This is a genomic window from Enterobacter sp. ECC-019 (genome assembly GCF_043974075.1).
GTDB classification, from domain to species: domain Bacteria; phylum Pseudomonadota; class Gammaproteobacteria; order Enterobacterales; family Enterobacteriaceae; genus Enterobacter; species Enterobacter asburiae_D.
Genome location: NZ_CP143759.1, coordinates 2,172,299 through 2,199,174, shown reverse-complemented (window position 1 = coordinate 2,199,174; position 26,876 = coordinate 2,172,299). Strand labels below are relative to the sequence as shown.

Genomic DNA, 26,876 nt, shown 5'->3' with positions numbered 1-26,876 from the left:
TGTCAGGAAGTAAATTACGCAACTTCTCTTCCCTGCCCGATTCAGAAAGGGGTCATTGATACAGACGCTTAAAAAAGCGCCTGTAAGCATAAAAAGAGTCAGGGGGCCTCACCATAAATTTCATTGGCTTTTTCACTGGGCCACTTCTGGAGCGGGCTACACGAATATGTCTGAGGACCAAGGGCAAGGCTAAATGAAACCTCATCCTTATCATTTTTTGAGCTCCCCCAGACAATATCAATTTCATTATCTTCGCGGGCAACAAAACTCTTTGACAGGTTATCATATCTAGCGGGAATGAATTTCGCATAATTCATTCCCTCGGAAGATTGCTCGGATGTGAGAAATAGATCTAGATTATGTGTTTGTTTATTCTCCAGGCCGATCAATGTAGAGTGGTTTTCAAGCATAATAACTTCAACATCAATGTTTTTCCCACAAATCTGATGACTTTCGGCTTTAAGCCCCCCCATAATAGGTATTTCAACCGCATTGCCAACGAATGGAAAAAAAAGAATAGTTGACATGACAACCCATTGAAATTTCATATAATCCCCCTTGTTTTTGATGGGATAAGAATAGCGAAACGATTTTTTATTTCTAGGTTAAAAATGCCAAGTACCGATACGGTGTCAGCACAATGAAGAAGTGACATTCAGATCAGCATAAAAAAATGGGTATTTTCTAATACGATCGTTTAAGGGTCGATTACGATTGCCGACGGTTTTTTCTAAGCTGCCTGTACGGCAGTGAACCTGGGTTGACGTCAGTGGGGGCTTTTTCCGGGTTTCTAAGCTGCCTGTACGGCAGTGAACGGGTTTCTCTGAATTCTGTTATGCTGCCTTTCTTTCTAAGCTGCCTGTACGGCAGTGAACTGAAAGAAAAAAACGCCATCTTATTGTTAGCAAACAAAATAATCAACTTTTACGCATAAAACCCTTTTTTCTGGAACGTAAATTCGAATCATTTAAATCAATACGTTACGTAAACATCAGAAAAAAGGGTATAAACCTATGGCGTCAGAGGAACTCCCCCGACGCCTCGGATTGCACTCAGGAAATAATGTGAATTGCCGTTTCCGCACTTTGTGGCGCAACGACATCTGCGACCATCGAATGCGTAATGTCATGGAGTAGCCCCGCGAGGTGTGGCAACATATCGCGGTCAAAATGCGATACCAGCAGCACATGGTTTAACGCCCGGCAATAGTCGCATTTCGTTTCTGTATCTTCCAGCAACCACTCTTTTTGTCGCGGCTGTGCCGCTTCTTCCTCAAATTCCACTATCTGAAAATCACGCATGGATTCTGTGAGGCCGGATTTCACCTCTTCCAGGTAAGCTCCGAGACAACGGCAAACGGGCTGCGTTTGCGGGAGTGATTTGCAATCCAGCAGAATCTCGGTGAGCAGTTTGCAGCGCTCAGCCAGGATTGGGAGATCGGGGTTGAGGGAGAGTTCGCTGTAAAGTTGGGCGAAATTATTAATATCAGTCATATGTGATCCTTTATGCACGTAAGATTGTTTGTGCACACTTTCAGGACGCCAATCCCGGCACCTGATTTTGCAGGTACGCCGCCATTTTATTACTGTGGATTTATCCAGCAACTGACTTCGAAAGAAACTGGAAAGCGCCTCGCAAAATTCCTCTGCGGTCTGTTGCCCTCACCCCGGCCCTCTCCACAGGGAGAAGGAGAAAACAAAAAAAAACGGCAACCGAAGTTGCCGTTTTTTTTACTTTACAACTCAGTGAGCCGCTTCCGGCTTGTGCTTCGCCGCACTCTGGAAATCGTACGTCAGTTCGTTCTTCGCCTGGTCCAGCGCCACGGTCACCTGGCCGCCGTCCACCAGCGAGCCAAACAGCAGCTCGTTCGCCAGCGGTTTCTTCAGGTTGTCCTGAATCACGCGCGCCATCGGACGGGCCCCCATCGCACGGTCGTAGCCTTTCTCGGCCAGCCAGTTGCGGGCCTCCTGGCTCACTTCCAGCGACACGCCTTTCTGATCCAGCTGAACCTGCAGCTCGACGATGAACTTGTCCACTACCTGATGGATCACGTCGGTAGAAAGGTGATCGAACCAGATAATGTTGTCCAGACGGTTACGGAACTCCGGCGTGAAGATCTTCTTGATCTCCTCCATCGCATCGGTGCTGTTATCCTGGTGGATCAGGCCGATGGATTTACGCTCGGTTTCACGCACACCGGCGTTGGTGGTCATCACCATCACCACGTTGCGGAAGTCCGCCTTGCGCCCGTTGTTGTCGGTCAGCGTCCCGTTGTCCATCACCTGCAGCAGGATGTTGAACACGTCCGGGTGCGCTTTCTCGATTTCATCGAGCAGCAGGACCGCGTGCGGATGCTTGATCACCGCGTCGGTGAGCAGGCCGCCCTGGTCAAAGCCCACATAGCCCGGAGGCGCACCAATCAAACGGCTGACGGTGTGACGCTCCATATACTCGGACATATCAAAGCGCAGCAACTCAATGCCCAGCGCTTTGGAGAGCTGAACCGTCACCTCGGTTTTCCCTACGCCGGTCGGGCCAGCGAACAGGAAGGAACCGACAGGCTTGTGGTCATGCCCCAGCCCGGCGCGGGCCATCTTGATCGCTTCGGTTAAGGCCTCAATGGCTTTATCCTGACCAAAGACCAGCATTTTCAGGCGATTGCCGAGGGTGCGCAGCGTGTCGCGGTCGCTCTGAGAAACGCTCTTCTCAGGGATACGCGCGATGCGGGCTACCACGGACTCAATATCCGCCACGTTAACGGTTTTCTTACGCTTGCTGGCAGGCATCAGACGCGCACGCGCCCCTGCCTCATCAATCACGTCAATCGCCTTATCCGGCAGATGACGGTCGTTGATGTATTTCACCGCCAGCTCCACCGCCGCACGGACCGCTTTCGCGGTGTAACGCACGTCGTGGTGCGCTTCGTACTTCGGCTTCAGGCCGTTGATGATCTGCACCGTCTCCTCGACGGACGGCTCGGTCACGTCGATTTTCTGGAAGCGGCGCGCCAGCGCACGGTCTTTCTCAAAGATGTTGCTGAACTCCTGGTAGGTCGTGGAGCCAATCACGCGGATCTTGCCGCTGGAGAGCAGCGGTTTGATCAGGTTCGCGGCATCCACCTGGCCACCGGAGGCCGCACCTGCGCCGATGATGGTGTGGATCTCATCGATAAACAGGATGCTGTTGGTGTCCTGCTCCAGCTGTTTTAACAGCGCCTTGAAGCGTTTTTCAAAATCACCGCGGTATTTGGTGCCCGCCAGCAGCGAGCCGATATCCAGCGAGTAGATGGTGCAGTCGGCAATCACTTCCGGCACGTCGCCCTGCACAATACGCCAGGCAAGACCTTCGGCAATCGCGGTTTTACCCACGCCTGACTCACCCACCAGCAGCGGGTTATTCTTGCGGCGACGGCACAGCACCTGGATCGCGCGCTCCAGCTCTTTATCGCGACCAATCAGCGGGTCGATACCGCCAACGCGAGCAAGCTGGTTAAGGTTGGTGGTGAAGTTTTCCATACGATCCTCCCCGCCTGCTTGCTCTTCATTGTTATTGACCTGATTGCTGGAATCCGATGCCTGGTTAGGCTCGTCTTTGCGCGTTCCGTGAGAAATAAAGTTAACCACATCGAGGCGGCTGACTTCGTGTTTGCGCAGCAGGTAGGCAGCCTGTGACTCCTGCTCACTGAAGATGGCGACTAAGACGTTTGCGCCAGTCACTTCGCTACGTCCGGAAGACTGGACGTGGAAAACCGCGCGCTGCAGCACGCGCTGGAAGCTGAGCGTCGGCTGCGTGTCGCGCTCTTCTTCACTGGCAGGCAGCACCGGTGTGGTTTGTTCGATGAAGGCTTCGAGTTCCTGACGTAGCGCCACCAGATCCACGGAGCAGGCTTCCAGCGCTTCGCGGGCAGATGGGTTGCTAAGCAGTGCGAGCAGTAAATGCTCGACGGTCATAAACTCATGTCGGTGCTCACGCGCTCTGGCGAAAGCCATGTTTAAACTGAGTTCCAGTTCTTGATTGAGCATAGGCACCTCCCCCAATTTTATGCCTTATCAGGCCTTTTCCAGCGTACACAGCAACGGATGCTCGTTCTCCCTCGCATAGTCGTTCACCATCGCCACTTTGGTTTCCGCCACTTCGGCTGTGAAGATGCCGCAGATAGCTTTGCCACGATAATGAACGGTAAGCATCAGTTGCGTTGCACGTTCTACATCATAAGAAAAGAACTTTTGTAGCACGTCAATAACAAATTCCATCGGCGTGTAATCATCGTTCATTAACATAACTTTATACATAGATGGCGGTTTTAGCGCGTCGCGCACTTTATCTTCCGCCAGCTGGTCAAAATCCAGCCAATCGTTGGTCTTACCCATTATGCATAACCACTTTGAATCTACCTCAGATGTTAGATAACAATCATCTATTACTGTCATCCGCGATGTCTGTCACAAACTATTGCAATAGCGTTAACTGCTTCAAACTTTGGTTGATTATTGTCCCATCTCCAGCGCCAAACGCTTGACGACTTCTTTCGTTTCTCTAAATTGTACAAGCGTGAGATGGCGAGGTTTTGAACAGCCCCCACTCCACCACCGGTTCATTCCATCTTAACTTATAAGATTTACGAAGGATGTCGAAGCATGGAAATGGGTACTGTTAAGTGGTTCAACAACGCCAAAGGGTTTGGCTTCATCTGCCCCGAAGGCGGCGGCGAGGATATCTTCGCTCACTATTCCACCATTCAGATGGATGGTTACAGAACGCTCAAAGCCGGGCAATCCGTCCGGTTCGATGTACATCAGGGACCAAAAGGCAATCATGCAAGCCTAATCGTACCCCTTGAAGCAGAGACGGTTGCATAGCTCTCTGTTTTATTGTGTACATCCCGCAGTCAAAATGCCAGCCCGATCGGCTGGCATTTTTATTTTTGGGTTATTCCCGAGCCAGCGCGTCCACCGGATCCAGCCGCGCCGCGTTGCGGGCGGGCAACCAGCCAAACAAAATGCCGGTAAAGGTCGAACACAAAAATGCGGTAATAATGGCAACCGGCGAGAAGCCAATCTCCCAGCCGGGTAAAAAGAGCTGGAGCGCAAACGCGATCATCATCGAGAGAGCAATGCCCATCGCCCCACCGACCAGACACACCAGTACCGCTTCAATCAAAAACTGCTGCAGCACGTCGCTGGCCCTTGCCCCGACCGCCATGCGGATACCGATCTCCCGGGTGCGCTCGGTTACCGACACCAGCATAATATTCATCACCCCGATGCCGCCGACAACCAGCGAGATCACCGCCACCAGCGTGAGGAACAGCTGAAGAGTACGTGTGGTCTTTTCCGCCGTTTTCAAGAGGCCGTCCATATTCCAGGTGAAGAAATCTTTCTTACCGTGGCGCAGGGTTAACAGCCGCTCAAGCTGCTGTTCGGCGAGCGCGCTGTCGTAGCCCTCCTTCACGCGAACCGTGATGGAGTTGAGCCAGGACTGCCCCATAATCCGCCCTGAGATGGTGGTGTAGGGCAGCCAGACGCGCAGGATCTTGCTGCTGCCAAACATCGACTGCTTCTCTTCCGCCACGCCGATGACCGTCGCAGGCATGTTGCCGACCAGGATCACTTCGCCTACCACATTGGCTTTATTGGGGAAGAGCTGCCTGCGCGAGTTCGCGTCCAGCACCACCACCTGCGCCCTGCCCGCCAGCTGCTCGGCATTGAAGGTGGCGCCTTCGCTGAAGGTCATGCCGTAGACGTTGAAATAGTCTCCGCTCACGCCGTTAGCGCTGGCGGCCACGTCAACGTTGCCCACGCGCAGACGCAGGTTCTGCGAAACCGCAGGCGTGGCGGAGTTCACCCACGGCTGCTTCTGAATCGCCGCCAGGTCGTCGTATTTTAGCGCCTGCTGATACTGCGGCTCGTCGTCGCCAAAGTCTTTGCCGGGATAAACGTCAATGGTATTGGTGCCGATGGCGCGGATATCCGCCAGCACCAGCTGCTTGGCCGCGTCGCCCACCACCACGATCGACACCACCGAGGCAATACCGATAATGATGCCGAGCATCGTCAACAGGGTACGCATTTTATTGGCCGCCATTGCCAGCCAGGCCATGGTCAGCGCTTCACGAAAGCCGCTGGAGAACTGTCCCCAGCCGGTTGATGCCGGTAGCACTTCTTTCGGCGCCGCAGCCCTGGACTCACGCGGCGGCGGATTGCTAACCAGCTCGCCGTCGTGGATCTCAATGATGCGTTCCGCCTGCGCCGCCACCTGCGGATCGTGGGTAACGATAATCACCGTGTGCCCCTGATCGCGAAGCTGATGCAGGATAGCCATTACCTCTTCGCCGGAATGGCTGTCGAGCGCGCCGGTCGGTTCATCCGCAAGGATCACCTGCCCGCCGTTCATCAGGGCGCGGGCAATACTTACGCGCTGCTGCTGGCCGCCGGACAGCTGCGAGGGCTGGTACTCCACCCGCTCTGCCAGCCCCAGACGCGTCAGCAGCATCTGCGCGCGCTCAAGGCGCTTTTTACGCTCGACGCCCGCATACACCGCGGGCACTTCCACGTTCTGCGCCGCATTCAGGTGAGAAAGCAGATGGTAGCGCTGGAAGATAAAGCCGAAGTGTTCCCGGCGCAGCTTCGCCAGCGCGTCGCCGTCCAGCGTGGAGACATCCGTCCCGGCCACGCGATAGGTACCGCTGGTCGGTTTATCCAGGCAGCCGAGAATGTTCATCAGCGTCGATTTACCGGAACCCGATGCGCCGACAATGGCCACCATCTCGCCAGCTTCCACGCGCAGGGAGATGCCCTTCAGCACCTCCACCGGGCCGTCGCCGGATGGATAGCTGCGACGAATGTTATTCAGCTCAAGCAGCGCCGTCATTTGGCGGCTCCGGGCAGGCTTTCGCTGACAACAACCTCCTCGCCCTCTTCCAGCCCTTTCACCACCACCACGTCGGTGTCGTTGCGCGCGCCGATCACGACCTCGCGCTCGCGCGTTTCGCCGTTGCGCAGCACTTTCACTTTATAACGGCTATCCCCGGCGGATTCGCCGAGCGCAGAGAGCGGAATGGTCAGCACGTTCTTCACGCCGGTCAGCTGAATATGCACCTGCGCGGTCATATCGAGACGCAGCACGCCCTGCGGGTTTGGCACCTCAAAGCGCGCATAGTAGAAGATAGCGTCGTTCACTTTTTCCGGCGTCGGCAGAATGTCTTTCAGCACGCCTTCGTAGCGCGTCTGCGGGTCGCCAAGCACCGTAAACCAGGCGTTCTGCCCCGGCTTAAGATGGATCACATCCGCCTCTGAGACCTGGGCTTTGACCAGCATGGTGCTCATGTCCGCCAGCGTCAGAATATTTGGCGCCTGCTGCGCGGCAATCACCGTCTGGCCCTGCAGCGTGGTGATCTGGGTCACTTCGCCCGCCATCGGCGCGACGATTTTGGTGTAGTCGAGGTTGGTTTTCGCCGTATCCAGCGAGGCCTGATTGCGTTTGATTTGCGCGTCAATCGTGCCAATCTGCGCCTGTTTCACCGCCAGTTCAGTGGTGGCAGTATCTAGATCTTGTTTCGAAATAGCCTGGGTTTTGGCCAGCGCCTGCTGACGGGTCAGCGTAACCTGGGCCAGGTTACGTTCTGCCAGCGCCTGCGCACGCTGCGCGCGCAGCTCCATCAGCGTGGCTTCAACCTCGCGGATCTGGTTCTCAGCCTGCTCAGGATCGATAACGCCGAGCAGCTGGCCTTTTTTCACCTTGTCGCCAATCTCAACCGACAGCGTTTTCAGCTGGCCGCTGACCTGAGCGCCGACGTCAACCTTGCGCAGCGCGTCAAGCTTGCCCGTCGCGAGGACGTTTTGCTGCAGTTCGCCAGGGCGAACAATCAGCGTCTGATACTGTGGCACCGGCGCATTCAGCACCTGCCATAGCCAGTACCCACCGGCTAAAACCACGACCGCCAGCAGCAGAAACAGCGTTCTGCGTTTTCCCTTGAGGTTCATAAATATTCCAAATAAATGTTCTGGCAATGATAAGTGTTGATTCTAACTAAACGACTCTTCAACGAAAGCCCTGTTCTCCGAAATCGTCCTAATTTGTTTACGAGATATTGACATTTCCCCTGCTGAAATAGCGATATTCCAAAAGGATCAGGATCTACCATGTCTTCAATCGTCGATACATCACTTTCAAACCTGCCGCAGCCAAAATCCGGCTGGCAGCTCTTCAAAAACCTGGCTTTCGGTGAAATCGCACCCGGGCTGGCATGGGAAAAAACCGCCTACCGTCGTAAGTTCATGCTGCGTTCACTGGCGACACCGCTCAGCACCGCGCGTCTGCTGTCTGAGCTTGCAAAACATCCGCACCTGATGCAAATGCTCCAGGTTCAGCCGGGGCTGCCCTGCCGCCTTCATCGTCCATGGTTAACGGTCAATATGGATCGACAGCGTGCGCTGGAATCGCTGTCCTGGCACTATCAGATGATGTGTCGTCAGCTGCCGGCGACGCTGGCTCATGGTTACCTTTCAAAGCAGGGCGTGACTCTGCTGACCTTAACCGGAAAAGATGAACAGCAATTTACCGTCCGTCTGTGTGCCGACGCGTTTATGGATAAAGAGGGAGAAGCTACCCTCGTTTTCTGTGACAGTCAAAATACGGCGCTGGCGGAGATGACCTTTACGCTATGCCAGTTTGAGGGAAAATCGACGCTGTTCATTGGCGGTTTGCAGGGCGCAAAAGCGCATGTTCCCCATGAGCTGATCCAGGGGGCGACGAAAGCCTGCCACGGTCTGTTCCCGAAACGTCTGCTGGTTGAGGCCGCAATGACGCTCGGCGCCGCGTTACCGGTAGAGCAGATTGTCGCCGTCAGTAACGATACCCATATTTATCGCAGCTGGCGCTACCGCAAGAAAAAAGAGGGCAAACTGTTGGCCGATTACGACAGCTTCTGGCTCTCCATCGGCGGTGTAAAGCAGGATAACGGTAACTTTATGCTGCCGCTCGTCATGCCGCGTAAACCGATGGAAGAGATCGCCAGCAAAAAACGCGCCGAATATCGCCGCCGCTACGCGCTGCTGGATAGCCTGATCCAGCAGGTGACACAGGCGACTCAACGTTAATCCGCTTTCCCGCGCGCCAGCCACAGCACGCGGGAGAACATCTTCCGCAGCAGGGTCGGTACCGCCTCCACGCCCCGTCTCCCCGCTTCCGTCGCCACTTCAATCGCTAAATCCGGTTTTGAAGAACGATGAATGGCTTTGGCGATCACGCGCCGCATGTTCATCGGGACATCGACCGGCACCATGGCAATACGGTGGAAAACGTCGTCGAACCCCTGGCGATACATAAAGTGTTCCATGTCCATCGCCGGGAGCATGGTTAAATGGTCGCGCTCTTCCTCTCGCTCGTTATTCAGCAGGCCCCGCACGGTCGAAGCATATTTTTTGCCCGCCTCATCACCGTCTACCAGCACGTGCCACTCGATCCCCATCCGGCGGGCAAATTTTATCAGCGGCTTTAATCCCGACTGGGCGAATTCAATCACCTTAATGCCTTCCGCATCAAAATGATGGCCGCACTGGCGCGCCAGCTCGTTGATGACCCAGGTTTCCGTTTCCCCCTCCACCAGCAGCCAGCAGCGGGCAAAGAGCGACGACGCGCGGTTAAAGCGAATATGAAACGCGATGCGCCGCCCGTCTTCCGCGTTCAAACCGCCCGGCCCAAGCCGGAAAGCGGAGACGCGGGAGGATTCACGCACCAGGCGACAGACGTGCTCTACCGGCGTCAGCGATAATAACTCCCCGGAATTGGTGGTCGTAATGCGCTGGAGCGGCAGCAGATTCAGCAGATGCCATGCCACGGAGAGCATGATGGGATGCAGGCGCGTTTCCGGGTCTTCCACCAGCAGCAGCGGCCGGGCGTCCCGGTCAAGACGAACGGTGCCTTTAGCCTGCAAAAGCGTTGAAAACAGCCCCAGCAAAATCACCCTATGGGTACGGCCGCCGGGCCGGTCGATCATCCGGTTAATGATGTCGAGGTAACGCCAGCTTCGCTGCTCATCATGAGAGCGGCGACGCATCAGACGATGGCGGGACTCCGACGTGCCCTGCTCGGAAAAATAGTGCTCCAGGAGTTGCACCATTGCGGATAACCCCTGACGGATTTGACCATCGGTCAGATTCTGCGGACGCGACACCAGCTCTCTTGCCAGAAAATCCAGCTCGCGGGCGGTGACTTCTACTTCCGGCATATTCGGTACGGTACCGTTACGAATACGCCGCATAAAACGGGCATCGCGCAGGCGTAACACCGGCGTCAGGCGGATCAGGTGACGGGCCAGATCGTCGATATTGTCCAGCGGGATCGGGTTGGCTTTCTCATCGAGAAAATCACGCAGGGTGAGTACCCCCTCGTTCTCAGCCATCTCCCCTTCCAGCCGATAGAAAATCCGGTGGAAACCATCATCGCACGGCACCCAGCAGGGTGACAGCGGGCGGAAGCGACGCACGCGATGACGTCCGGGCTCGGATTCGCGGAACGTCAGGATGATATGCAGGTGCTTCTCGCGCCCCGTCACGTCACCGGGCGGAAACCAGAAATCGTCGCGGACGAAGTGATACAGATCGTCTTCGGGCGAAAGCAGTAGCGTCAGCGCATCCAGCAGGCTGGACTTACCCCACGCGTTCTCGCCGATCAGGACGTTGTTCTGCTCCAGTTGCAGCGACAGGCGGTTAATACCGCGAAACCCGACAATTTCCACACGTTCGAGAAGCATAAATCCCCCGACAAATGATCACTTTTTCCTTCAAGTTATCAGCAGTATAGCGGGAGGCGTTCTGTCACGACAGCACAACATTCACCCTTGCGAGAATTGGTCTATGCTCTATTTACCGCTGATTTGAACAAGGATTGACATCGTATTGCCTAAAATCAAACCAACAGAATTTATTTAAGTGGCGAAGGGGTGTTGTTATTTTTTAGAATAGAGACTCTTTGAGTCGTCATCCCTTTATGACGATATATCCCGCGCGCGGGAAAGCGTGCGGATAATTATTTGAGGTGGTTATGTTTAGAAAATTAGCGGCAGAATGCTTTGGTACATTCTGGCTGGTATTTGGTGGCTGCGGTAGCGCCGTTCTGGCAGCAGCATTCCCGGAATTAGGCATTGGTTTTGTCGGCGTCGCGCTGGCGTTTGGTTTAACCGTATTAACCATGGCGTTTGCCGTGGGTCATATTTCCGGCGGTCATTTTAACCCGGCAGTGACATTAGGTTTATGGGCGGGCGGGCGTTTCCCGGCTAAAGACGTGATTGGCTACATTGTGGCGCAGGTGGTTGGCGGTATTATTGCGGCGGGCGTTCTGTACGTCATTGCCAGCGGTAAAGCCGGGTTCGACGCGGCGGCTAGCGGCTTTGCCTCTAACGGCTTCGGCGAGCATTCTCCGGGCGGCTACTCCATGCTGTCTGCCATCGTGATTGAAATCGTACTGACCGCGGGCTTCCTGCTGGTGATCCACGGCGCAACGGACAAACACGCGCCTGCCGGTTTTGCCCCGATTGCCATTGGTCTGGCGCTGACGCTTATCCACCTGATTTCGATTCCGGTTACCAACACCTCCGTTAACCCGGCGCGCAGCACCGCCGTCGCCATCTTCCAGGGCGGCTGGGCGCTTGAGCAACTGTGGCTGTTCTGGGTGATGCCAATTATCGGCGGTATCCTGGGCGGCGTGCTGTACCGCACCCTGCTGGAAAAACGCGATTAATTAAGTGCGGCCTGTAATGTCGGGTGGCGTTAGCGCCACCCGGCTTTCTTTTGCCGCTTTACTGAACAGCCTTTATTGGGTAGTGTCTCTGGCGCTCAACAGATACTCAAAAGGACCGGCTGTTCATGTTTTCAGGACTCCTCATTATTCTGCTGCCCCTGATTGCGGGCTACCTTATCCCACTGCATCAGGAATCCGCATTACGGCTTATCAACCGTTTTCTCAGCTGGATTGTTTACGTCATTCTTTTCTTTATGGGGATAAGCCTGGCCTTCCTGGATAATCTGGCCACTAATCTGCTTTCCATCCTTCATTATTCTGCGGTCACCGTGGTGGTTATTTTGCTTTGCAATATTGCCGCGCTGCTGTGGCTGGAGCGCACTATTCCCTGGAAAAATCACCACCATCAGGAAAAACTCCCTTCACGAATTGCAATGGCGCTTGAATCATTAAAATTATGCGGCGTCGTGGTGCTCGGTTTTCTTCTTGGGCTGACAGGTTGGGCATTTTTACAGCACGCGACAGAGGCCAGTGAATATACGCTGATCTTCCTGCTGTTCCTGATTGGCATCCAGCTGCGAAATAATGGCATGACCCTGAAACAAATTGTCCTCAACCGTCGGGGGATGATAGTTGCCGTAATTGTTGTCGCCAGCTCAATGGTGGCGGGCGTCATTAATGCCTTTATTCTCGATCTGCCGCTGAAAACCGGCCTGGCGATGGCGTCAGGTTTTGGCTGGTACTCCCTCTCCGGTATTCTGCTGACCGAATCATTCGGCCCGGTGATCGGCAGCGCCGCCTTCTTTAACGATCTGGCGCGCGAGCTGATTGCCATCATGCTGATCCCAAGTCTGGTTCGCCGCAGTCGTTCTACTGCGCTGGGCCTGTGCGGCGCAACGTCGATGGACTTTACCCTGCCGGTACTCCAGCGCTCCGGAGGGCTGGAGATGGTACCCGCGGCTATCGTTCACGGCTTTATTTTAAGTCTGCTGGTTCCGGTCATGATGGCCTTCTTCTCTGCCTGATACTTCTTTGGCGGTAGGTTTCCTGCCGCCAAAATTGCGCTAAATCAATCTCCCTTTATTTTGTAGCAGAAAGCCCTTTTCACCGTTCTGGCACAGGCATAATCTTAAACATGTATATTAAATATAACTTTAACAGGTGTGATTATGTTTTGTGTGCAATGTGAACAAACCATCCGTACCCCGGCAGGCAATGGCTGCTCTTACGCACAGGGTATGTGCGGCAAAACCGCAGAAACATCTGACCTGCAGGACCTTCTGATTGCCGCCCTGCAAGGCCTTTCCGCATGGGCCTTTAAAGCCCGCGAATACGGCATTGTCGACCACTATGTAGACAACTTCGCCCCTCGCGCATTTTTCTCCACGCTGACCAACGTTAACTTCGACTCTCCGCGCATTGTCGGCTATGCCCGCGAAGCAATTGCCCTGCGTGAAGCGCTGAAAGCGCAGTGTCTGAAGGCCGATGCCAGCGCCCGCGTGGAAAACCCGATGTCCGAACTGCAGCTGGTCAGCGACGATCTCGGCGACCTGCAGCGTCAGGCGGCAGAATTCACCCCCAATAAAGACAAAGCGGCGATTGGCGAGAACATTCTCGGCCTGCGCCTGCTGTGCCTGTACGGCCTGAAGGGCGCTGCGGCCTATATGGAACACGCGCACGTTCTCGGTCAGTACGATAACGACATCTACGCCCAGTACCACAAAATCATGGCGTGGCTGGGCACCTGGCCTGCCGATATGAATGCCCTGCTTGAGTGCTCAATGGAAATCGGCCAGATGAACTTCCGCGTGATGAGCATCCTGGATGCCGGTGAAACCAGCACCTACGGCCACCCGACGCCGACGCAGGTCAACGTCAAGGCGACCGAAGGCAAGTGCATCCTGATTTCCGGTCACGACCTGAAAGATCTCTACAACCTGCTGAAGCAGACCGAAGGCACCGGCGTTAACATTTATACCCACGGCGAAATGCTGCCAGCGCACGGCTACCCGGAGCTGCGTAAATTTAAACATCTGATCGGTAACTACGGCAGCGGCTGGCAGAACCAGCAGGTGGAGTTCGCCCGCTTCCCTGGCCCTATCGTGATGACCTCTAACTGCATCATCGACCCTACCGTGGGCGCGTATGACGACCGCATCTGGACCCGTAGCATCGTCGGCTGGCCGGGCGTGAGCCATCTTGAAGGTGACGATTTCGGGCCAGTTATCGCCCAGGCGCAGCAGATGGCAGGCTTCCCGTACAGCGAGATCCCGCACCTCATTACCGTCGGCTTTGGTCGTGAAACCCTGCTCGGCGCCGCTGATTCGCTGATCGATCTCGTCAGCCGTGAAAAGCTTCGCCACATCTTTCTCGTCGGCGGCTGCGACGGCGCGCGCGGCGAACGTAACTACTTTACCGATTTCGCCACCAGCGTGCCGGAAGACTGCCTGATCCTGACCCTGGCGTGCGGCAAATACCGTTTCAACAAGCTGGACTTCGGCGACATCGAAGGTCTGCCGCGCCTGATCGATGCGGGCCAGTGTAACGATGCTTACTCGGCCATCATTCTGGCTGTCACGCTGGCAGAAAAACTGGGCTGCGGTGTGAACGACCTGCCGCTGTCGCTGGTGCTGTCATGGTTTGAGCAGAAAGCGATTGTCATCCTGCTGACCCTGCTCTCATTAGGCGTGACCAACATCGTGACCGGCCCGACCGCGCCCGGCTTCCTGACGCCGGATCTGCTGGCGGTGCTGAACGAGAAATTCGGTCTGCGTTCCGTGACCAACGTTGAAGATGATATGAAGCAGTTGCTGAGCGCGTAAGGAGTTATTCATGACCATGCCAACCTCACAATGTCCGTGGCGGATGCAGGTTCATCACATCCATCAGGAGACGCCGGATGTGTGGACGCTGTCACTGCTTTGCCATGACTACTATCCGTACCGTGCAGGTCAGTATGCGCTGGTCAGCGTCCGCCATTCGGCGGACACCCTGCGCGCCTACACGATCTCCTCCACACCGGGCGTGAGCGAGTACATTACGCTCACCGTCCGCCGCATTGACGACGGCGCAGGCTCGCAGTGGCTGACGCGGGACGTGAAGCGCGGGGATTATATCTGGCTGTCTGACGCGCAGGGTGATTTCACCTGTGACGACAAGGCAGACGATAAATTCCTGCTGCTGGCGGCGGGCTGTGGCGTAACGCCGATTATGTCGATGCGCCGCTGGCTGGCGAAGAACCGCCCGCAGGCTGACGTGCAGGTGATCTTCAGCGTCCGTTCCCCGGAAGATGTGATTTTTGCCGGGGAGTGGCGTAATTATCCGGTAACGCTGGTGGCGGAGCACAACGCGACCCACGGCTTTGTGCCCGGTCGCCTGAGCCGCGAGCTGCTGCAAAGCGTGCCGGATATGGCGAACCGCACCGTGATGACCTGCGGCCCGGCACCGTACATGGATATCGTGGAAAAAGAGGTGAAAGCGCTTGGCGTGACCCGCTTCTTCAAAGAGCAGTTCTTCACGCCGGTGGCGGAAGCGGCAAGCGGCGGCGTTAAGTTCACCAAACTGCAGCCTGCGCAGACCTTCTTTGGCCGCGTAGGGACCACGCTGCTGGAGGCGCTGGAAAGCAATAAGGTGCCGGTAGTGGCTGCCTGCCGCGCGGGCGTGTGCGGCTGCTGTAAGACGAAGGTGGTTTCCGGGGAGTATACCGTCACCAGCACCATGACGCTGTCCGACGCGGAAATTGCCGAGGGTTACGTGCTGGCGTGCTCATGCCACCCGCAGGGGGATTTGGTCCTCGCATAAACAATAAACGTTCGTAGGCCCGGTAAGCGTCAGCGCCACCGGGCTTTTTGTCGGGTGGCACTGCGTTTACCCGACCTACAACAACCCTACCGCCACGCCGGACCTTTCCCTACCGCAAACCGCCCTGCCCCTAAAAACGCGACAGCCAGCGAGCCGATAAAGAAGTACACCAGGCTTTCAATCGCCCATGCGCCTACCTTATCGAGAGCGAGCGTTTCTCCCATTCCCACCATCAGCCACGCCACAATCATCGTAAACGCCAGCACCAGCGCGGCCGGGCGCGTAAAGAGCCCGACAATAATCAGGATCGGCGCCACCACTTCGCCAACCAACACGCCGTAGGCGATAAATCCCGGCAGCCCTTTTTCCACCAGCATGCCGCTGATAAAGCCCACGCCGCCAAAAAGCTTGTGCAAACCGTGAAAGAGCATCAGCCCGCCGACGGCAAGTCGTAACAAGAGTTTGCCAAGATCGTCGCACGATAGCTTTTCATTAACAGCAATTAACAATGATTTAACCATTTGAAATGATTCCTGTTTTCACCGAGGTATTGCCAGATTATGCCGAATAATTGCGCGTGAAAAGCACCTTTTAATTAGGGGGAGATAACGGGCAATACGGAGACTTTCTTCTAAGCTTGTAAGCGATATCACAAAAAGGAGACGGACAACCATGAAACAAACCGTGGCAGCATATATTGCGAAAACGCTCGAACAGGCTGGCGTGAAACGTATCTGGGGCGTAACCGGCGATTCCCTGAACGGACTTAGCGACAGCCTCAACAAGATGAAGACCATCGAATGGATGCCCACCCGCCATGAAGAGGTTGCCGCCTTCGCCGCAGGCGCTGAAGCACAGCTCACGGGGGAGCTGGCCGTGTGTGCGGGCTCGTGCGGTCCCGGCAACCTGCATCTTATCAACGGGCTATTCGACTGCCACCGTAACCACGTGCCAGTGCTGGCGATTGCCGCCCATATCCCGTCTTCCGAAATCGGCAGCGGCTATTTCCAGGAGACGCATCCGCAGGAGCTGTTCCGTGAATGCAGCCACTATTGCGAGCTGGTTTCATCCCCGGAGCAGATCCCGCAGGTGCTGGCGATCGCCATGCGCAAGGCCGTGCTGAACCGCGGCGTTTCTGTGGTCGTTATCCCGGGCGATGTGGCCCTCAAAGCTGCGCCTGAAGGGGCCAGCACGCACTGGTACCACGCGCCGCAGCCGGTGGTTACGCCTGCCGAAGAAGAGCTGAAAAAACTGGCGCAGCTGCTGCGATACTCCAGCAATATCGCCCTGATGTGCGGCAGCGGCTGCGCGGGCGCCCACAAGGAGCTGCTTGAATTTGCCGGTAAGCTGAAATCGCCGATTGTCCACGCCCTGCGCGGCAAAGAGCACGTCGAGTACGATAACCCTTACGACGTGGGAATGACCGGGCTGATCGGTTTCTCCAGCGGTTTCCACACCATGATGAACGCCGACACGCTGATCCTGCTCGGCACCCAGTTCCCGTATCGTCCGTTCTATCCGGCGGATGCCAAAATCATTCAGATTGATATCAACCCGGCCAGCATCGGCGCGCACAGCAAGGTCGATATGGCGCTGGTGGGCGACATCAAATCTACCCTTGCCGCCCTGCTGCCGCTGCTGGAAGAAAAAACGGACCGCAAGTTCCTTGATAAGGCGTTGAGCGACTATCGCGATGCCCGCAAGGGGCTGGACGACCTCGCCAAACCGAGCGACAAAGCCATTCACCCGCAGTATCTGGCGCAGCAGATCAGCCATTTCGCCGACGACGATGCCATCTTTACCTGCGACGTGGGCACGCCAACCGTCTGGGCGGCCCGCTATCTGAAGATGAACGGCAAACGCCGCCTGCTCGGCTCGTTCAACCACGGCTCGATGGCCAACGCCATGCCGCAGGCGCTGGGCGCAAAAGCGACAGCCCCGGAGCGTCAGGTGGTGGCGATGTGCGGCGACGGCGGGTTCAGCATGCTGATGGGGGATTTCCTCTCGGTGGTGCAGATGAAGCTCCCGCTGAAAATCGTGGTCTTTAACAACAGCGTGCTGGGCTTCGTGGCAATGGAGATGAAGGCCGGTGGTTACCTGACGGACGGCACCGAGCTGCACGATACCAACTTCGCGCGCATCGCCGAGGCCTGCGGCATCACCGGTATTCGCGTGGAGAAAGCCTCAGAGGTGGATGAAGCCCTGCAGCGCGCCTTCTCCATCGACGGTCCGGTGCTGGTGGATGTCGTCGTCGCCAAAGAGGAGCTGGCGATCCCGCCGCAGATCAAGCTGGAACAGGCCAAAGGCTTTAGCCTGTATATGCTGCGCGCCATCATCAGCGGGCGCGGTGACGAGGTGATCGAACTGGCAAAAACCAACTGGCTCAGGTAAAACATCTGGCATCGCCTTTTTAATAATAAGGACATGCCATGATCGATTTACGCAGTGATACCGTAACCCGCCCGAGCCGCGCCATGCTCGAAGAGATGATGGCCGCCCCGGTCGGGGACGACGTCTACGGCGATGACCCGACGGTCAACGAACTGCAACGCTACGCGGCTGAACTGAGCGGCAAGGAGGCCGCCCTGTTCCTGCCAACCGGTACGCAGGCTAACCTGGTCGCGCTGCTCAGCCACTGCGAGCGCGGGGAAGAGTATATCGTCGGCCAGGGCGCACATAACTATCTGTATGAAGCAGGCGGTGCCGCAGTGCTCGGCAGCATTCAGCCGCAGCCGATTGACGCCGCGCCGGACGGCTCCCTGCCGCTCGATAAGGTCGCGGCGAAAATCAAAGCCGACGATATTCACTTCGCCCGCACCAGGCTGCTCAGCCTCGAAAACACCCACAACGGCAAAGTGCTGCCGCGCGAATACCTGAAAGCCGCATGGGAGTTTACCCGCGAGCGTAAACTCGGCCTGCACGTGGACGGCGCGCGCATCTTCAACGCCGTGGTGGCGTACGGCTGCGAACTGAAAGAAATTGCGCAATATTGCGACTCGTTCACCATCTGCCTCTCTAAAGGTCTGGGCACGCCGGTGGGCTCTCTGCTGGTCGGTAATGCAGACTACATCAAGCGCGCCAACCGCTGGCGCAAAATGACCGGCGGCGGCATGCGTCAGGCAGGTATTCTGGCGGCTGCCGGGTTGTATGCCCTGAAAAACAACGTGGCGCGCCTGAAGGACGATCACGACAACGCCGCGTGGATGGCTACGCAGCTGCGCGAAATTGGCGCCGACGTGATGCGCCATGATACCAATATGCTGTTTGTTCGCGTGGGCGATGACCACGCCGCTTCGCTGGGTGAATTTATGAAAGCGCGTGGCGTACTGATCAACGCCTCACCTGTCGTGCGCCTGGTCATGCATCTCGACGTGAGCCGCGAACAGCTGGCGGACGTGGTGAAACACTGGCAGGCTTTTTTACAGCGTTAAGGAGCATCACGTGCCGCAACGAATTCTGGTGCTCGGTGCCAGCGGGTATATCGGTCAGCATCTCACCGCGGCGTTAAGCCAGCAGGGACACCAGGTGCTGGCAGCGGCACGCAATACCGAACGGCTGCAAAAACTCAGCTTGCCCGGCGTCACCTGCCACAGCGTTGACCTCAACTGGCCGAAGGAGCTTCCCGCGCTGCTGGATGGGGTCGACACGCTTTACTATCTGGTGCACAGCATGGGTGAAGGCGGGGATTTTATCGCCCACGAGCGGCAGGTGGCGATGAACGTCCGCGATGCCCTGCTGCAAACGCCGGTGAAGCAGGTGATTTTTTTAAGCTCGCTCCAGGCGCCCGAGCATGAGCAGTCCGATCACCTGCGCGCCCGCCAGCTGACGGCTGACACCCTGCGCGGCGCCACCATTCCCGTCACCGAACTGCGCGCCGGAATTATCGTCGGCGCAGGCTCCGCCGCCTTCGAAGTGATGCGCGATATGGTCTACAACCTGCCGGTACTCACGCCGCCGCGCTGGGTCCGTTCGCGCACCACGCCGATTGCGCTGGAGAATTTACTGCATTATCTGGTGGCCCTGCTGGATCACCCGGCGGAGCGACACCGCGTGCTGGAAGCCGCTGGCCCTGAAGTCCTGAGCTATCAGGAGCAGTTCGAACATTTCATGCGCGTCAGCCGCCGCCGCCGCTGGCTGATCCCCATCCCCTTTCCAACCCGCTGGATTTCGGTGTGGTTTTTGAACGTGATCACCTCCGTGCCGCCAACGACAGCCAAAGCGCTGATCCAGGGGCTGAAGCACGATTTGCTGGCGGACGATCGCGAACTCCGGGCACTCATTCCCCAGGATCTGATCCGCTTTGATGATGCCGTGCGCAATACGCTGAAAGAGGAAGAGCAGCTGGTGAACTCCAGCGACTGGGGCTACGACGCCCAGGCGTTTGCCCGCTGGCGGCCGGAGTACGGCTATTACCCAAAACAGGCGGGCTGCACGGTGAAGACTTCCGCCAGCCTTGCAGATCTGTGGGAGGTCGTGAACCAGATTGGCGGCAAAGACGGTTATTTCTTCGGCAACATCCTCTGGCAAACGCGCGGGGCAATGGATCTGCTGGTGGGGCACAGGCTGGCAAAAGGCCGCCCGGCTCGCCCGTATCTTGAGGTGGGCGATGCGGTCGACAGCTGGAAGGTGATCATCGTCGAGCCGGAAAAACAGCTGGCGATGCTGTTCGGTATGAAAGCGCCGGGGCTGGGCCGACTCTGCTTTACCCTCAAAGACAAAGGCGATCATCGTGAACTGGACGTCCGCGCCTGGTGGCATCCGCACGGAATGCCGGGTCTGTTCTACTGGCTGTTGATGATCCCCGCCCACCTGTTTATCTTCCGGGGGATGGCGAAACGCATTGCGCAACGGGCAGAACAAAAGATGAAAATAAGTTAATAAAACTCTTTTTCTTTCACCTTTCCCATTGCATAGCGTCGTAATTCACGAAAGAATGCGCACGAAATTCTTTTCAACACAGTGGATAGCTATGAAGGTACTGGTTACCGGGGCGACCAGCGGCTTAGGCCGAAATGCGGTCGAATTTCTGCGCAACAAGGGCATCAGCGTCAGGGCTACCGGTCGCAACGAAGCGATGGGAAAACTGCTGCAAAAAATGGGCGCAGAGTTCGTCCATGCTGACCTGACGGAGCTGGTCTCCTCTCAGGCGAAAGTGATGCTCGCCGGTATCGACACGCTGTGGCACTGTTCCAGTTTCACCTCCCCGTGGGGTACCCAGGAAGCCTTCGATCTCGCCAACGTGCGGGCAACCCGCCGTCTGGGCGAATGGGCCGTTGCCTGGGGCGTGCGTAACTTTATTCATATCTCGTCACCGTCACTCTATTTCGACTATCACCACCATCGTGACGTGCAGGAAGATTTCCGCCCGGCTCGTTTTGCCTGTGAATTTGCCCGCAGCAAGGCGGCCAGCGAAGAGGTGGTTGACCTGCTGGCACAGTCGAACCCGCATACCCGCTTTACCGTGCTGCGCCCCCAGAGCCTGTTTGGGCCGCACGACAAAGTCTTTATTCCCCGTCTGGCGCAGATGATGCACCACTATGGCAGCGTGTTGCTACCGCGCGGCGGTGATGCGCTGGTGGATATGACCTATTACGAAAACGCCGTTCACGCCATGTGGCTGGCAAGCCAGCCGGACTGCGACAAGCTGATTTCTGGTCGTGCGTACAACATCACCAACGGCGAACCGTGCACGCTGCGCAGCATTGTGCAGCGGCTGATCGACGAGCTGCAGATCGACTGCCGTATCCGTTCTGTACCCTATCCGATGCTGGATATGATTGCCCGCAGCATGGAGCGCTTTGGCAGTAAATCGGCTAAAGAGCCTGCGCTGACGCATTACGGCGTATCGAAGCTTAACTTTGATTTCACGCTAGATATTTCGCGGGCGGAGAACGAGCTGGGGTATAAACCGGTTGTGACGCTGGATGAAGGGATTGTGCGCACGGCGGCGTGGCTGCGGGATCACGGGAAGCTTCATCGCTAGCCTTTTTGCCCGGTGGCGGCTTCGCCTTACCGGGCCTACAACTGCACCGTACTGTTACCTCGCTCCTTTGGGGAGAGGGTTAGGGTGAGGGGAAAGAGCAAACACTAAAACGGCAACCCGAGGGTTGCCGTTTGCTTTTACAGAGCCGTCCAGGCGTCCGACCATGCCAGGCCTGCCCCCGGTTCATAGTATGCCGGGGCGTTGTTACACCAGCCGCTGTACGGGAACGGTTTGCACTGGAACAGTTTACCGTGGTTGTTCACGATATCACCTGCGTTGTACTTGCTGTTCGCGCTCCACGCCGGGTAAGCACCGTCGTCCTGAGAAGGTGTTGATGCTTTCGCCTTCACGTTCAGAAGATAAGACGTGGTACTGCTCAGTTCGCCATCGCTAACGGTGAGGCTGATTTCAACCTGCTGAGCCGTCGCCGCTTCTGGCGCCTTGAAGGTCACCACCGCTTTATCCTGACCGGTGACAGTCTGACCATCCTGTGAACGCCAGGTGTAGGTCAGCTTGTTGCCATCCGCATCCGTAGACCCTTCCGCGCTCAGAGAAACCTGTGCACCGGCGTCAACCGCACCGATTGGACCGGCAATATGGGCAACCGGTGCATGGTTAACTGCGACAGGTTCGGCCGGGGTTTCATCCGGAACGGGCGCTGGCGTGACCGGGGTTTCGTCCGGCTTAGTGGCAGAACCATCGTCGTTGATGATGTTCACGTTATAGAATTTCTTAACGCAGTTGGTGTAATCCCCCTCTTTGAACGCGCTGAATGGCGTCTGGTAGCCCACCAGCTGGCAAGAGTAGGTCTTGCCGTCTGGCGTGTCGGCACTCCATCCCCAGTCCTGTTCCCAGTAGATCTTCAGCGCGCCAGCGCCGCCTTCATCGAACTGTTTCATGTTGGCGCAGCCCAGCACTTCATTTGCCGGAACAGGCACTTTCAGGTAGTTCGCGAACTCTTTGTAGTACTTGATGCGGTTCTGAGACTGCGCAATTTCAGTCGGGCCGCCGCACTCTACGCCGCCGTTGATAATCTGGGTGGTCACACCAAAGCCCGGAACCAGACCGTTGGCTTTATCGCGATCGTTCGGCTGCCATGTACCGTCAATCACCTGCAGCATGCTTGGTTTTGGCGGCTGCGGGTAGGCGAAGAAGAAAATCGCACTCGCCAGATTCAGCCAGGTATCCGCCACCAGCTCAGGTTTGTCGAGCAGGGTGCGAACGGTACCGAACATCGCCTCAGAGAATGGACCGTAGTTGTAGTTGTAAGACAGCTGTTTCGCCCCGCGGCCAAAGTAGCTTACGAAATCGCCATCTTTGTCTTTACCGCACGGCCAGGTCTGCCCCTGCCAGATATCTGGATTACATTCGCCGTTGTAGCCGCCCTTCTGGCCTTCGGTCCAGCCCATTTCACGCACGTGAACCAGCGCCTGACGCCACTCGGCCTCCGGACGCCAGCTTTCGTGGCCGCCGGTTTCCTGGGCAAAGTGGGCAAACATGGTTGCCAGTTCTTTACGGCAGATAACGTCGCTGTCGCGACCGTCGTTGTAGGTCTTACACAGCGCCGGGAATTTACCTACCGCCTTCAGGAAGTTGCTGTAGGTGTACGCCTGCGCGCGCAGTGGGAAGAGATATTCCCAGTCGCTGGCCTTGACGATCCCTTCCACGCGCTTCACGTTTGCAGGGTTCGCCGCGCGGCCTGGCTCAATCATTTCTACCTGAGCATTGTCCAGCGTCTGGATGGTCTCTTTTACCGAGGCCATCAGCGGGAAGCTGGTCAACTCTTTTTCTTTTTTCGCCAGATCGCTGGCTTTCATGGTGTACGGCTCACTGGGGGTCGCTTGCAGCGAGGCAGCCTGCGCCATAAACGGGGCGACGCATGCGCCGGCAACGAGTACACTCAGTAACGTCCTTTTGTTCATTTCTGTATTCCTGTTAATAGAAGTTAAATTATAAAATCCCGGCTTATGTATTAATCCGTTAATAAATAAACCACAGACAGCTGTTTTCACTTTTCGAAGAACACCCTCGGGAATTCTTCAAAAATAAAAAACCTTAATAACGTGCCGCTAATTTCAATTGCTGATATTTTGCCCAGACTTTATGGGCATATTTCATACGTTGCGGATAATTCTCTTTTTTTAACCCGGCGTTATACGCGCCAACTGCCTCCCAGTTATACCCATAGACCTTAATCATCCCGGACAGGATGGAAGCGCCGACCATGATGGAGGTACAGGGCTCGGTCATCAGCCGGTATTCATCGATCCCCCTGCTCCCAAGCTCCGCAAAATGGGAGCTGTTAATTTGCATTAGCCCGACATCACGGGTGCCGTCGTGGTTTTTCCCAACCGCATACGGGTTCATCCCGGATTCAACGTTAGCAATGGCATACAATAAATAGGGATCGACATGATAATAATGCGCCGCTTTATCCCAACAGTTTGCCAGTGCGCTTTGGCTTATTATCAATAGCAACAATATTAACTTTTTCATTTTCACCTGCTGACAGTTTCGGTTATTTCTCCTTGCCCACATCCTGTAAAATGATTTTGAATCGCTCACCACCCTCTCAAGAGAGCGGTGAGCGTTTTATCGGGTAAGATTATTTGCAGTCTGTTGCTGCGCCTTCTTTCACCCATACGTCACTGTTCGCCGGGTTATCACCGCGGGTCCACCATTTGGCACGGTAAACGTTGCCCTGGTAAGTGGTAGTTTCACCGCCGTTGTAGACCAGGTCAGAGCGCCAGTTCATCTTCACGTTGCTCGCCAGTTCCCATGCATCCACACCGAATCCAGGCTTGTTGCCCTGCGTCCAGTACTTCGCTCTCCACACCAGGTGGTCGGCACTTACGGTGTCGCCATTGTTGTAGATTTTGCTGGCATCCCAGGCGGCATATTTGCTGGCGTTAGCATCGACAGGATTGTCGCAGCTACCGGTTGCCGTTCCTTCGTCAGATGGCGGAGTGACGTCATCTGACGGAGGGGTTACTTCGTCAGTGGGTGGGGTGACATCGTCAGCAGGCGGCGTGACGTCAGCCGGTTTCGGGTTCACGGTCACCTGGACGTTAGACTGCACGCTGGTTTTGCCGTCGCTCACCACAACGCTCAGGGTGTAGGAAGAGGCAGAGCTCACTTCCGGCGCGGTGATGTTCACGTTCGCCGTGTCGGTACCAGTCGCGTGCATATCCGCTGGAACGCTCCAGGCGTAGGTCAGCGCATCGCCGTCTGGATCCGCAGCCTGCGCATGCAGGGCGTAGGTTTCACCCGCCTGTAGCGTTACCGCTTCCATCTGGTTCACAACCGGTGCCTGGTTGGCTTTCGGTGCTTTGTTCACAACCTGAACATCAATCGCGTTGCTCAGGCCTTTAGCGTCCGTCACCGTCAGGCGGAACGCCAGGGTCTGGTCGGTGGTTACTGCCGCAGCGTTGAAGGTCGCTTTCGCTTTGGAGCTGTTGGTAAGGGTCACCGATGGGCCCGAAATCTGGGTCCATTTGTAGGTGATGGCATCGCCATCCGGGTCGGTAGAGGCAGAGCCATCCAGCGTAACGGTGGCCGGACCGGAGATGGTCTGGTCTACCGATGACGCGATTGGCGCGTGGTTAGTCACTACAGGTTCAACTGGCGTAGAGCTACCCAGCAGGCTTTCGTTCATGGCGTTCAGAATGTCGCCGTTGTCAGAGTCAATAGACCAGGAGAACAGACCGCCCAGTTTATTGGCCAGAACGTATTTACCTTTCGCCGCCGCGGAGCGCGCATCTTCATAGGAAATTAGATCGCCCGTTGATTTGTTAAATACGTAAGGCGCTTCCGCAGTCGCATCGTAGCCATACTCCCAACCCGGCTTGCCTTTGTACTCATTTACGATCTGGCGATAGTCGACAACCCCCGATTCCCAGGTCCCTTTCACTGGACCGGTTGCGGTACCGGTGAACGGGTTGTCGCCCGTCTGACCGTGTACGCCGGTCCAGCCGCGACCGTACATGCCCGCACCCACCACAATTTTGCCCGGCTGTACGCCCTGCTGGAGCAGCGCATTCACGCCGTTTTCGGTGGTGTAGTCGGTATCAGGTCGCCATGCAGGTGCATGCAGCGCCGCCTGGTGACCCAGTACCGTGTTGCTCCACGCGCCGTAGAAGTCGTAGCTCATCAGGAAGATATGATCGAGGTACTGCTGCGCGGTGGTGTAATCCACATCTTCAATCTTGTCTTTACCGGAACCAATCGCGGTGGTCAGTTCGTAGGTACGGCCCGTCTGCGCAGACAGTTCATCCATCATCGCGCGCAGGTCGTGCATCAGCGCGGTGTAGGTTGCCTTATCCTGCTGCGGGTTGCCCAGCGCCGCGTTCTCACCGCCGCCGCCCGGGAATTCCCAGTCGATATCCACACCGTCGAAGAATTTCCAGGTCTGGAGGAACTCTTTCACGGAGGAGACAAAGCGTGCACGAATGGCCGGGTCGTTCATCTGATAGAACGGGTCAGACAGGGTCCAGCCGCCGATAGACGGCAGAACTTTCAGACCTGGATGCGCTTTTTTCAGCGCCATCAACTGACCAAAGTTGCCTTTGTACGGGTCGTCCCAGTTAGAAACGCCGGACTGCGGTTTTTGCAGGGCTGCCCACGGATCGTGGATCGCCACGGTGTAGTCCTGACGACCATTACAGGCGCGCTTCAGGGCTTCAAAGCTATTGCCGCCTTCGATGGATTTCAGGCTGTCGTTGATGCCGTCACCGCCGCAGATTGGAATGAAGCCGTACAGAATGTGGTTCAGGTTAGCAGCAGGGATTTTATCAACCGGGAAGTTACGACCGTACACGCCCCACTCAGGGAAATAAGCACCGACCACTTTATCGGTGTGCTTCGCGAAGGCTTTGTTGTTTTCCAGCAGCGGGGTGTTCAGCGGCAGCAGGTGGCTTCCGTCGGTGTCCGCAACGATAATCAGCTTGCTGGGGCTTTTGCTACAGCCACTGGCATTACAGAGTTCAACCTGTTCCTGGTAGCGTCCGCCTTTTTTCACCTTGAAGGTAGCAGAGCCGGCCGCGCTGCCCGCGCCCGACCAGACCGTGGTGCCGTCCAGCAGCACTTTCGCTGAGGTTGGTGCATCACCGCTCCAGACATTCCACTCAACCTTCACGTCCACGCCGTCAGGGTGAACTTTGACAAGGCTGTTATAGTCCTGTGCCGCCTGGTCTACTTCTACCAGCGCAAATTTGTCATTACCGCTGCTAATAGTCGGCGTACCCGGTGCCGCTGCAAATACTGAGCTTGTTGCGGCTGCAACAAAAAGCGCCAGATATTTAGGCTTCATAAATTTCATTTTTATTTCCTGATAAATTTACTTATAACGTTAATA

General features: G+C 56.3%; 21 protein-coding genes and 1 CRISPR repeat array. Of the genes, 10 read left to right on the top strand and 11 right to left on the bottom strand.

Annotation, left to right across the window (positions count from 1 at the left end; genetic code table 11):
• Nucleotides 1-98 precede the first annotated feature (98 nt).
• The 4 genes from V1566_RS10305 to clpS all read right to left on the bottom strand — a co-directional run bounded on the left by V1566_RS10305 (nucleotide 99) and on the right by clpS (nucleotide 4,370).
• Complete coding sequence (locus V1566_RS10305) at nucleotides 99-548, bottom strand: hypothetical protein (protein ID WP_395305790.1); 450 nt, start codon at nucleotides 546-548, stop codon at nucleotides 99-101.
• 176 nt (nucleotides 549-724) lie between these two features.
• Nucleotides 725-875: direct repeats of the CRISPR family, unit length 28 nt; unit sequence TTTCTAAGCTGCCTGTACGGCAGTGAAC.
• Between the two features lie 177 nt (nucleotides 876-1,052).
• On the bottom strand, nucleotides 1,053-1,493 hold the full coding sequence (locus V1566_RS10300; RefSeq protein ID WP_395305789.1) for a hypothetical protein: 441 nt from the start codon (nucleotides 1,491-1,493) through the stop codon (nucleotides 1,053-1,055).
• Nucleotides 1,494-1,742: 249 nt separating this feature from the next.
• The gene (clpA, locus tag V1566_RS10295) at nucleotides 1,743-4,022 is read right to left on the bottom strand and encodes an ATP-dependent Clp protease ATP-binding subunit ClpA (RefSeq protein ID WP_395305788.1); all 2,280 of its coding nucleotides are present in this window, start codon (nucleotides 4,020-4,022) and stop codon (nucleotides 1,743-1,745) included.
• A gap of 27 nt (nucleotides 4,023-4,049) precedes the next feature.
• Nucleotides 4,050-4,370 carry an ATP-dependent Clp protease adapter ClpS gene (clpS, locus tag V1566_RS10290; protein ID WP_006174393.1) on the bottom strand — a complete coding sequence of 107 codons (321 nt, stop codon included), beginning with the start codon at nucleotides 4,368-4,370 and terminating at the stop codon, nucleotides 4,050-4,052.
• A gap of 267 nt (nucleotides 4,371-4,637) precedes the next feature.
• On the opposite strand from clpS, the gene cspD reads away from it, so the two are divergent.
• On the top strand, nucleotides 4,638-4,859 hold the full coding sequence (gene cspD, locus V1566_RS10285; RefSeq protein WP_063144440.1) for a cold shock-like protein CspD: 222 nt from the start codon (nucleotides 4,638-4,640) through the stop codon (nucleotides 4,857-4,859).
• A gap of 70 nt (nucleotides 4,860-4,929) precedes the next feature.
• Here cspD and macB read toward each other — a convergent pair whose 3' ends face one another.
• Both macB and macA read right to left on the bottom strand, forming a co-directional pair.
• Nucleotides 4,930-6,870: a macrolide ABC transporter ATP-binding protein/permease MacB gene (gene macB / locus V1566_RS10280; RefSeq protein ID WP_029739484.1), complete on the bottom strand. Its 1,941-nt coding sequence runs from the start codon at nucleotides 6,868-6,870 to the stop codon at nucleotides 4,930-4,932.
• Complete coding sequence (gene macA / locus V1566_RS10275; RefSeq protein ID WP_059445587.1) at nucleotides 6,867-7,982, bottom strand: macrolide transporter subunit MacA; 1,116 nt, start codon at nucleotides 7,980-7,982, stop codon at nucleotides 6,867-6,869. The genes macB and macA overlap by 4 nt, the downstream gene beginning before the upstream one ends.
• Nucleotides 7,983-8,141: 159 nt before the next feature.
• Here macA and V1566_RS10270 point away from each other — a divergent pair, with 159 nt between their 5' ends.
• Nucleotides 8,142-9,098 (top strand): VirK/YbjX family protein, encoded by a 957-nt coding sequence (locus tag V1566_RS10270; protein ID WP_395305787.1) that lies wholly within the window; start codon nucleotides 8,142-8,144, stop codon nucleotides 9,096-9,098.
• Here the strand turns inward: V1566_RS10270 and V1566_RS10265 are convergent.
• Nucleotides 9,095-10,753 (bottom strand): ATP-dependent endonuclease, encoded by a 1,659-nt coding sequence (locus tag V1566_RS10265; protein WP_395305786.1) that lies wholly within the window; start codon nucleotides 10,751-10,753, stop codon nucleotides 9,095-9,097. The two genes, V1566_RS10270 and V1566_RS10265, sit on opposite strands and share 4 nt — an antisense overlap.
• Before the next feature lie 290 nt (nucleotides 10,754-11,043).
• On the opposite strand from V1566_RS10265, the gene aqpZ reads away from it, so the two are divergent.
• The 4 genes from aqpZ to hcr all read left to right on the top strand — a co-directional run bounded on the left by aqpZ (nucleotide 11,044) and on the right by hcr (nucleotide 15,540).
• Nucleotides 11,044-11,739, top strand: coding sequence for an aquaporin Z (aqpZ, locus tag V1566_RS10260; protein WP_014883193.1), 696 nt, complete (start codon nucleotides 11,044-11,046; stop codon nucleotides 11,737-11,739).
• A gap of 125 nt (nucleotides 11,740-11,864) precedes the next feature.
• Nucleotides 11,865-12,764, top strand: coding sequence for a lysine exporter LysO family protein (locus V1566_RS10255; protein WP_395305785.1), 900 nt, complete (start codon nucleotides 11,865-11,867; stop codon nucleotides 12,762-12,764).
• A gap of 144 nt (nucleotides 12,765-12,908) precedes the next feature.
• Nucleotides 12,909-14,561 (top strand): hydroxylamine reductase, encoded by a 1,653-nt coding sequence (gene hcp, locus V1566_RS10250; RefSeq protein WP_395305784.1) that lies wholly within the window; start codon nucleotides 12,909-12,911, stop codon nucleotides 14,559-14,561.
• Between the two features lie 10 nt (nucleotides 14,562-14,571).
• A complete protein-coding gene (hcr, locus tag V1566_RS10245; protein ID WP_395305783.1) occupies nucleotides 14,572-15,540 on the top strand; it encodes an NADH oxidoreductase in 969 nt (322 codons plus the stop codon).
• A gap of 86 nt (nucleotides 15,541-15,626) precedes the next feature.
• Here the strand turns inward: hcr and V1566_RS10240 are convergent, their stop codons facing one another.
• The gene (locus tag V1566_RS10240; RefSeq protein ID WP_090417559.1) at nucleotides 15,627-16,061 is read right to left on the bottom strand and encodes a DoxX family protein; all 435 of its coding nucleotides are present in this window, start codon (nucleotides 16,059-16,061) and stop codon (nucleotides 15,627-15,629) included.
• Nucleotides 16,062-16,212: 151 nt separating this feature from the next.
• Between V1566_RS10240 and poxB the strand changes: the two genes are divergently transcribed.
• The 4 genes from poxB (at nucleotide 16,213) to V1566_RS10220 (ending at nucleotide 21,523) form a co-directional block, all read left to right on the top strand.
• On the top strand, nucleotides 16,213-17,931 hold the full coding sequence (poxB, locus tag V1566_RS10235) for a ubiquinone-dependent pyruvate dehydrogenase (protein ID WP_047346936.1): 1,719 nt from the start codon (nucleotides 16,213-16,215) through the stop codon (nucleotides 17,929-17,931).
• A 38-nt stretch (nucleotides 17,932-17,969) separates the two neighbouring features.
• Complete coding sequence (ltaE, locus tag V1566_RS10230; RefSeq protein WP_395305782.1) at nucleotides 17,970-18,971, top strand: low-specificity L-threonine aldolase; 1,002 nt, start codon at nucleotides 17,970-17,972, stop codon at nucleotides 18,969-18,971.
• 10 nt (nucleotides 18,972-18,981) lie between these two features.
• Nucleotides 18,982-20,418, top strand: a complete 1,437-nt coding sequence (locus V1566_RS10225; RefSeq protein ID WP_395305781.1) for a DUF2867 domain-containing protein — start codon at nucleotides 18,982-18,984, stop codon at nucleotides 20,416-20,418.
• Between the two features lie 91 nt (nucleotides 20,419-20,509).
• Nucleotides 20,510-21,523: an NAD-dependent epimerase/dehydratase family protein gene (locus V1566_RS10220; RefSeq protein ID WP_395305780.1), complete on the top strand. Its 1,014-nt coding sequence runs from the start codon at nucleotides 20,510-20,512 to the stop codon at nucleotides 21,521-21,523.
• A 137-nt stretch (nucleotides 21,524-21,660) separates the two neighbouring features.
• Here the strand turns inward: V1566_RS10220 and V1566_RS10215 are convergent, their stop codons facing one another.
• The 3 genes from V1566_RS10215 to V1566_RS10205 all read right to left on the bottom strand — a co-directional run bounded on the left by V1566_RS10215 (nucleotide 21,661) and on the right by V1566_RS10205 (nucleotide 26,840).
• Nucleotides 21,661-23,445 carry a glycoside hydrolase family 19 protein gene (locus V1566_RS10215; RefSeq protein WP_395305779.1) on the bottom strand — a complete coding sequence of 595 codons (1,785 nt, stop codon included), beginning with the start codon at nucleotides 23,443-23,445 and terminating at the stop codon, nucleotides 21,661-21,663.
• Between the two features lie 133 nt (nucleotides 23,446-23,578).
• Complete coding sequence (iagB, locus tag V1566_RS10210; protein WP_395305778.1) at nucleotides 23,579-24,019, bottom strand: type III secretion system invasion protein IagB; 441 nt, start codon at nucleotides 24,017-24,019, stop codon at nucleotides 23,579-23,581.
• Nucleotides 24,020-24,128: 109 nt separating this feature from the next.
• Entirely contained in the window at nucleotides 24,129-26,840 is a 2,712-nt protein-coding gene (locus V1566_RS10205; RefSeq protein ID WP_395305777.1) for a glycosyl hydrolase family 18 protein, read from the bottom strand.
• Nucleotides 26,841-26,876 lie beyond the last annotated feature (36 nt).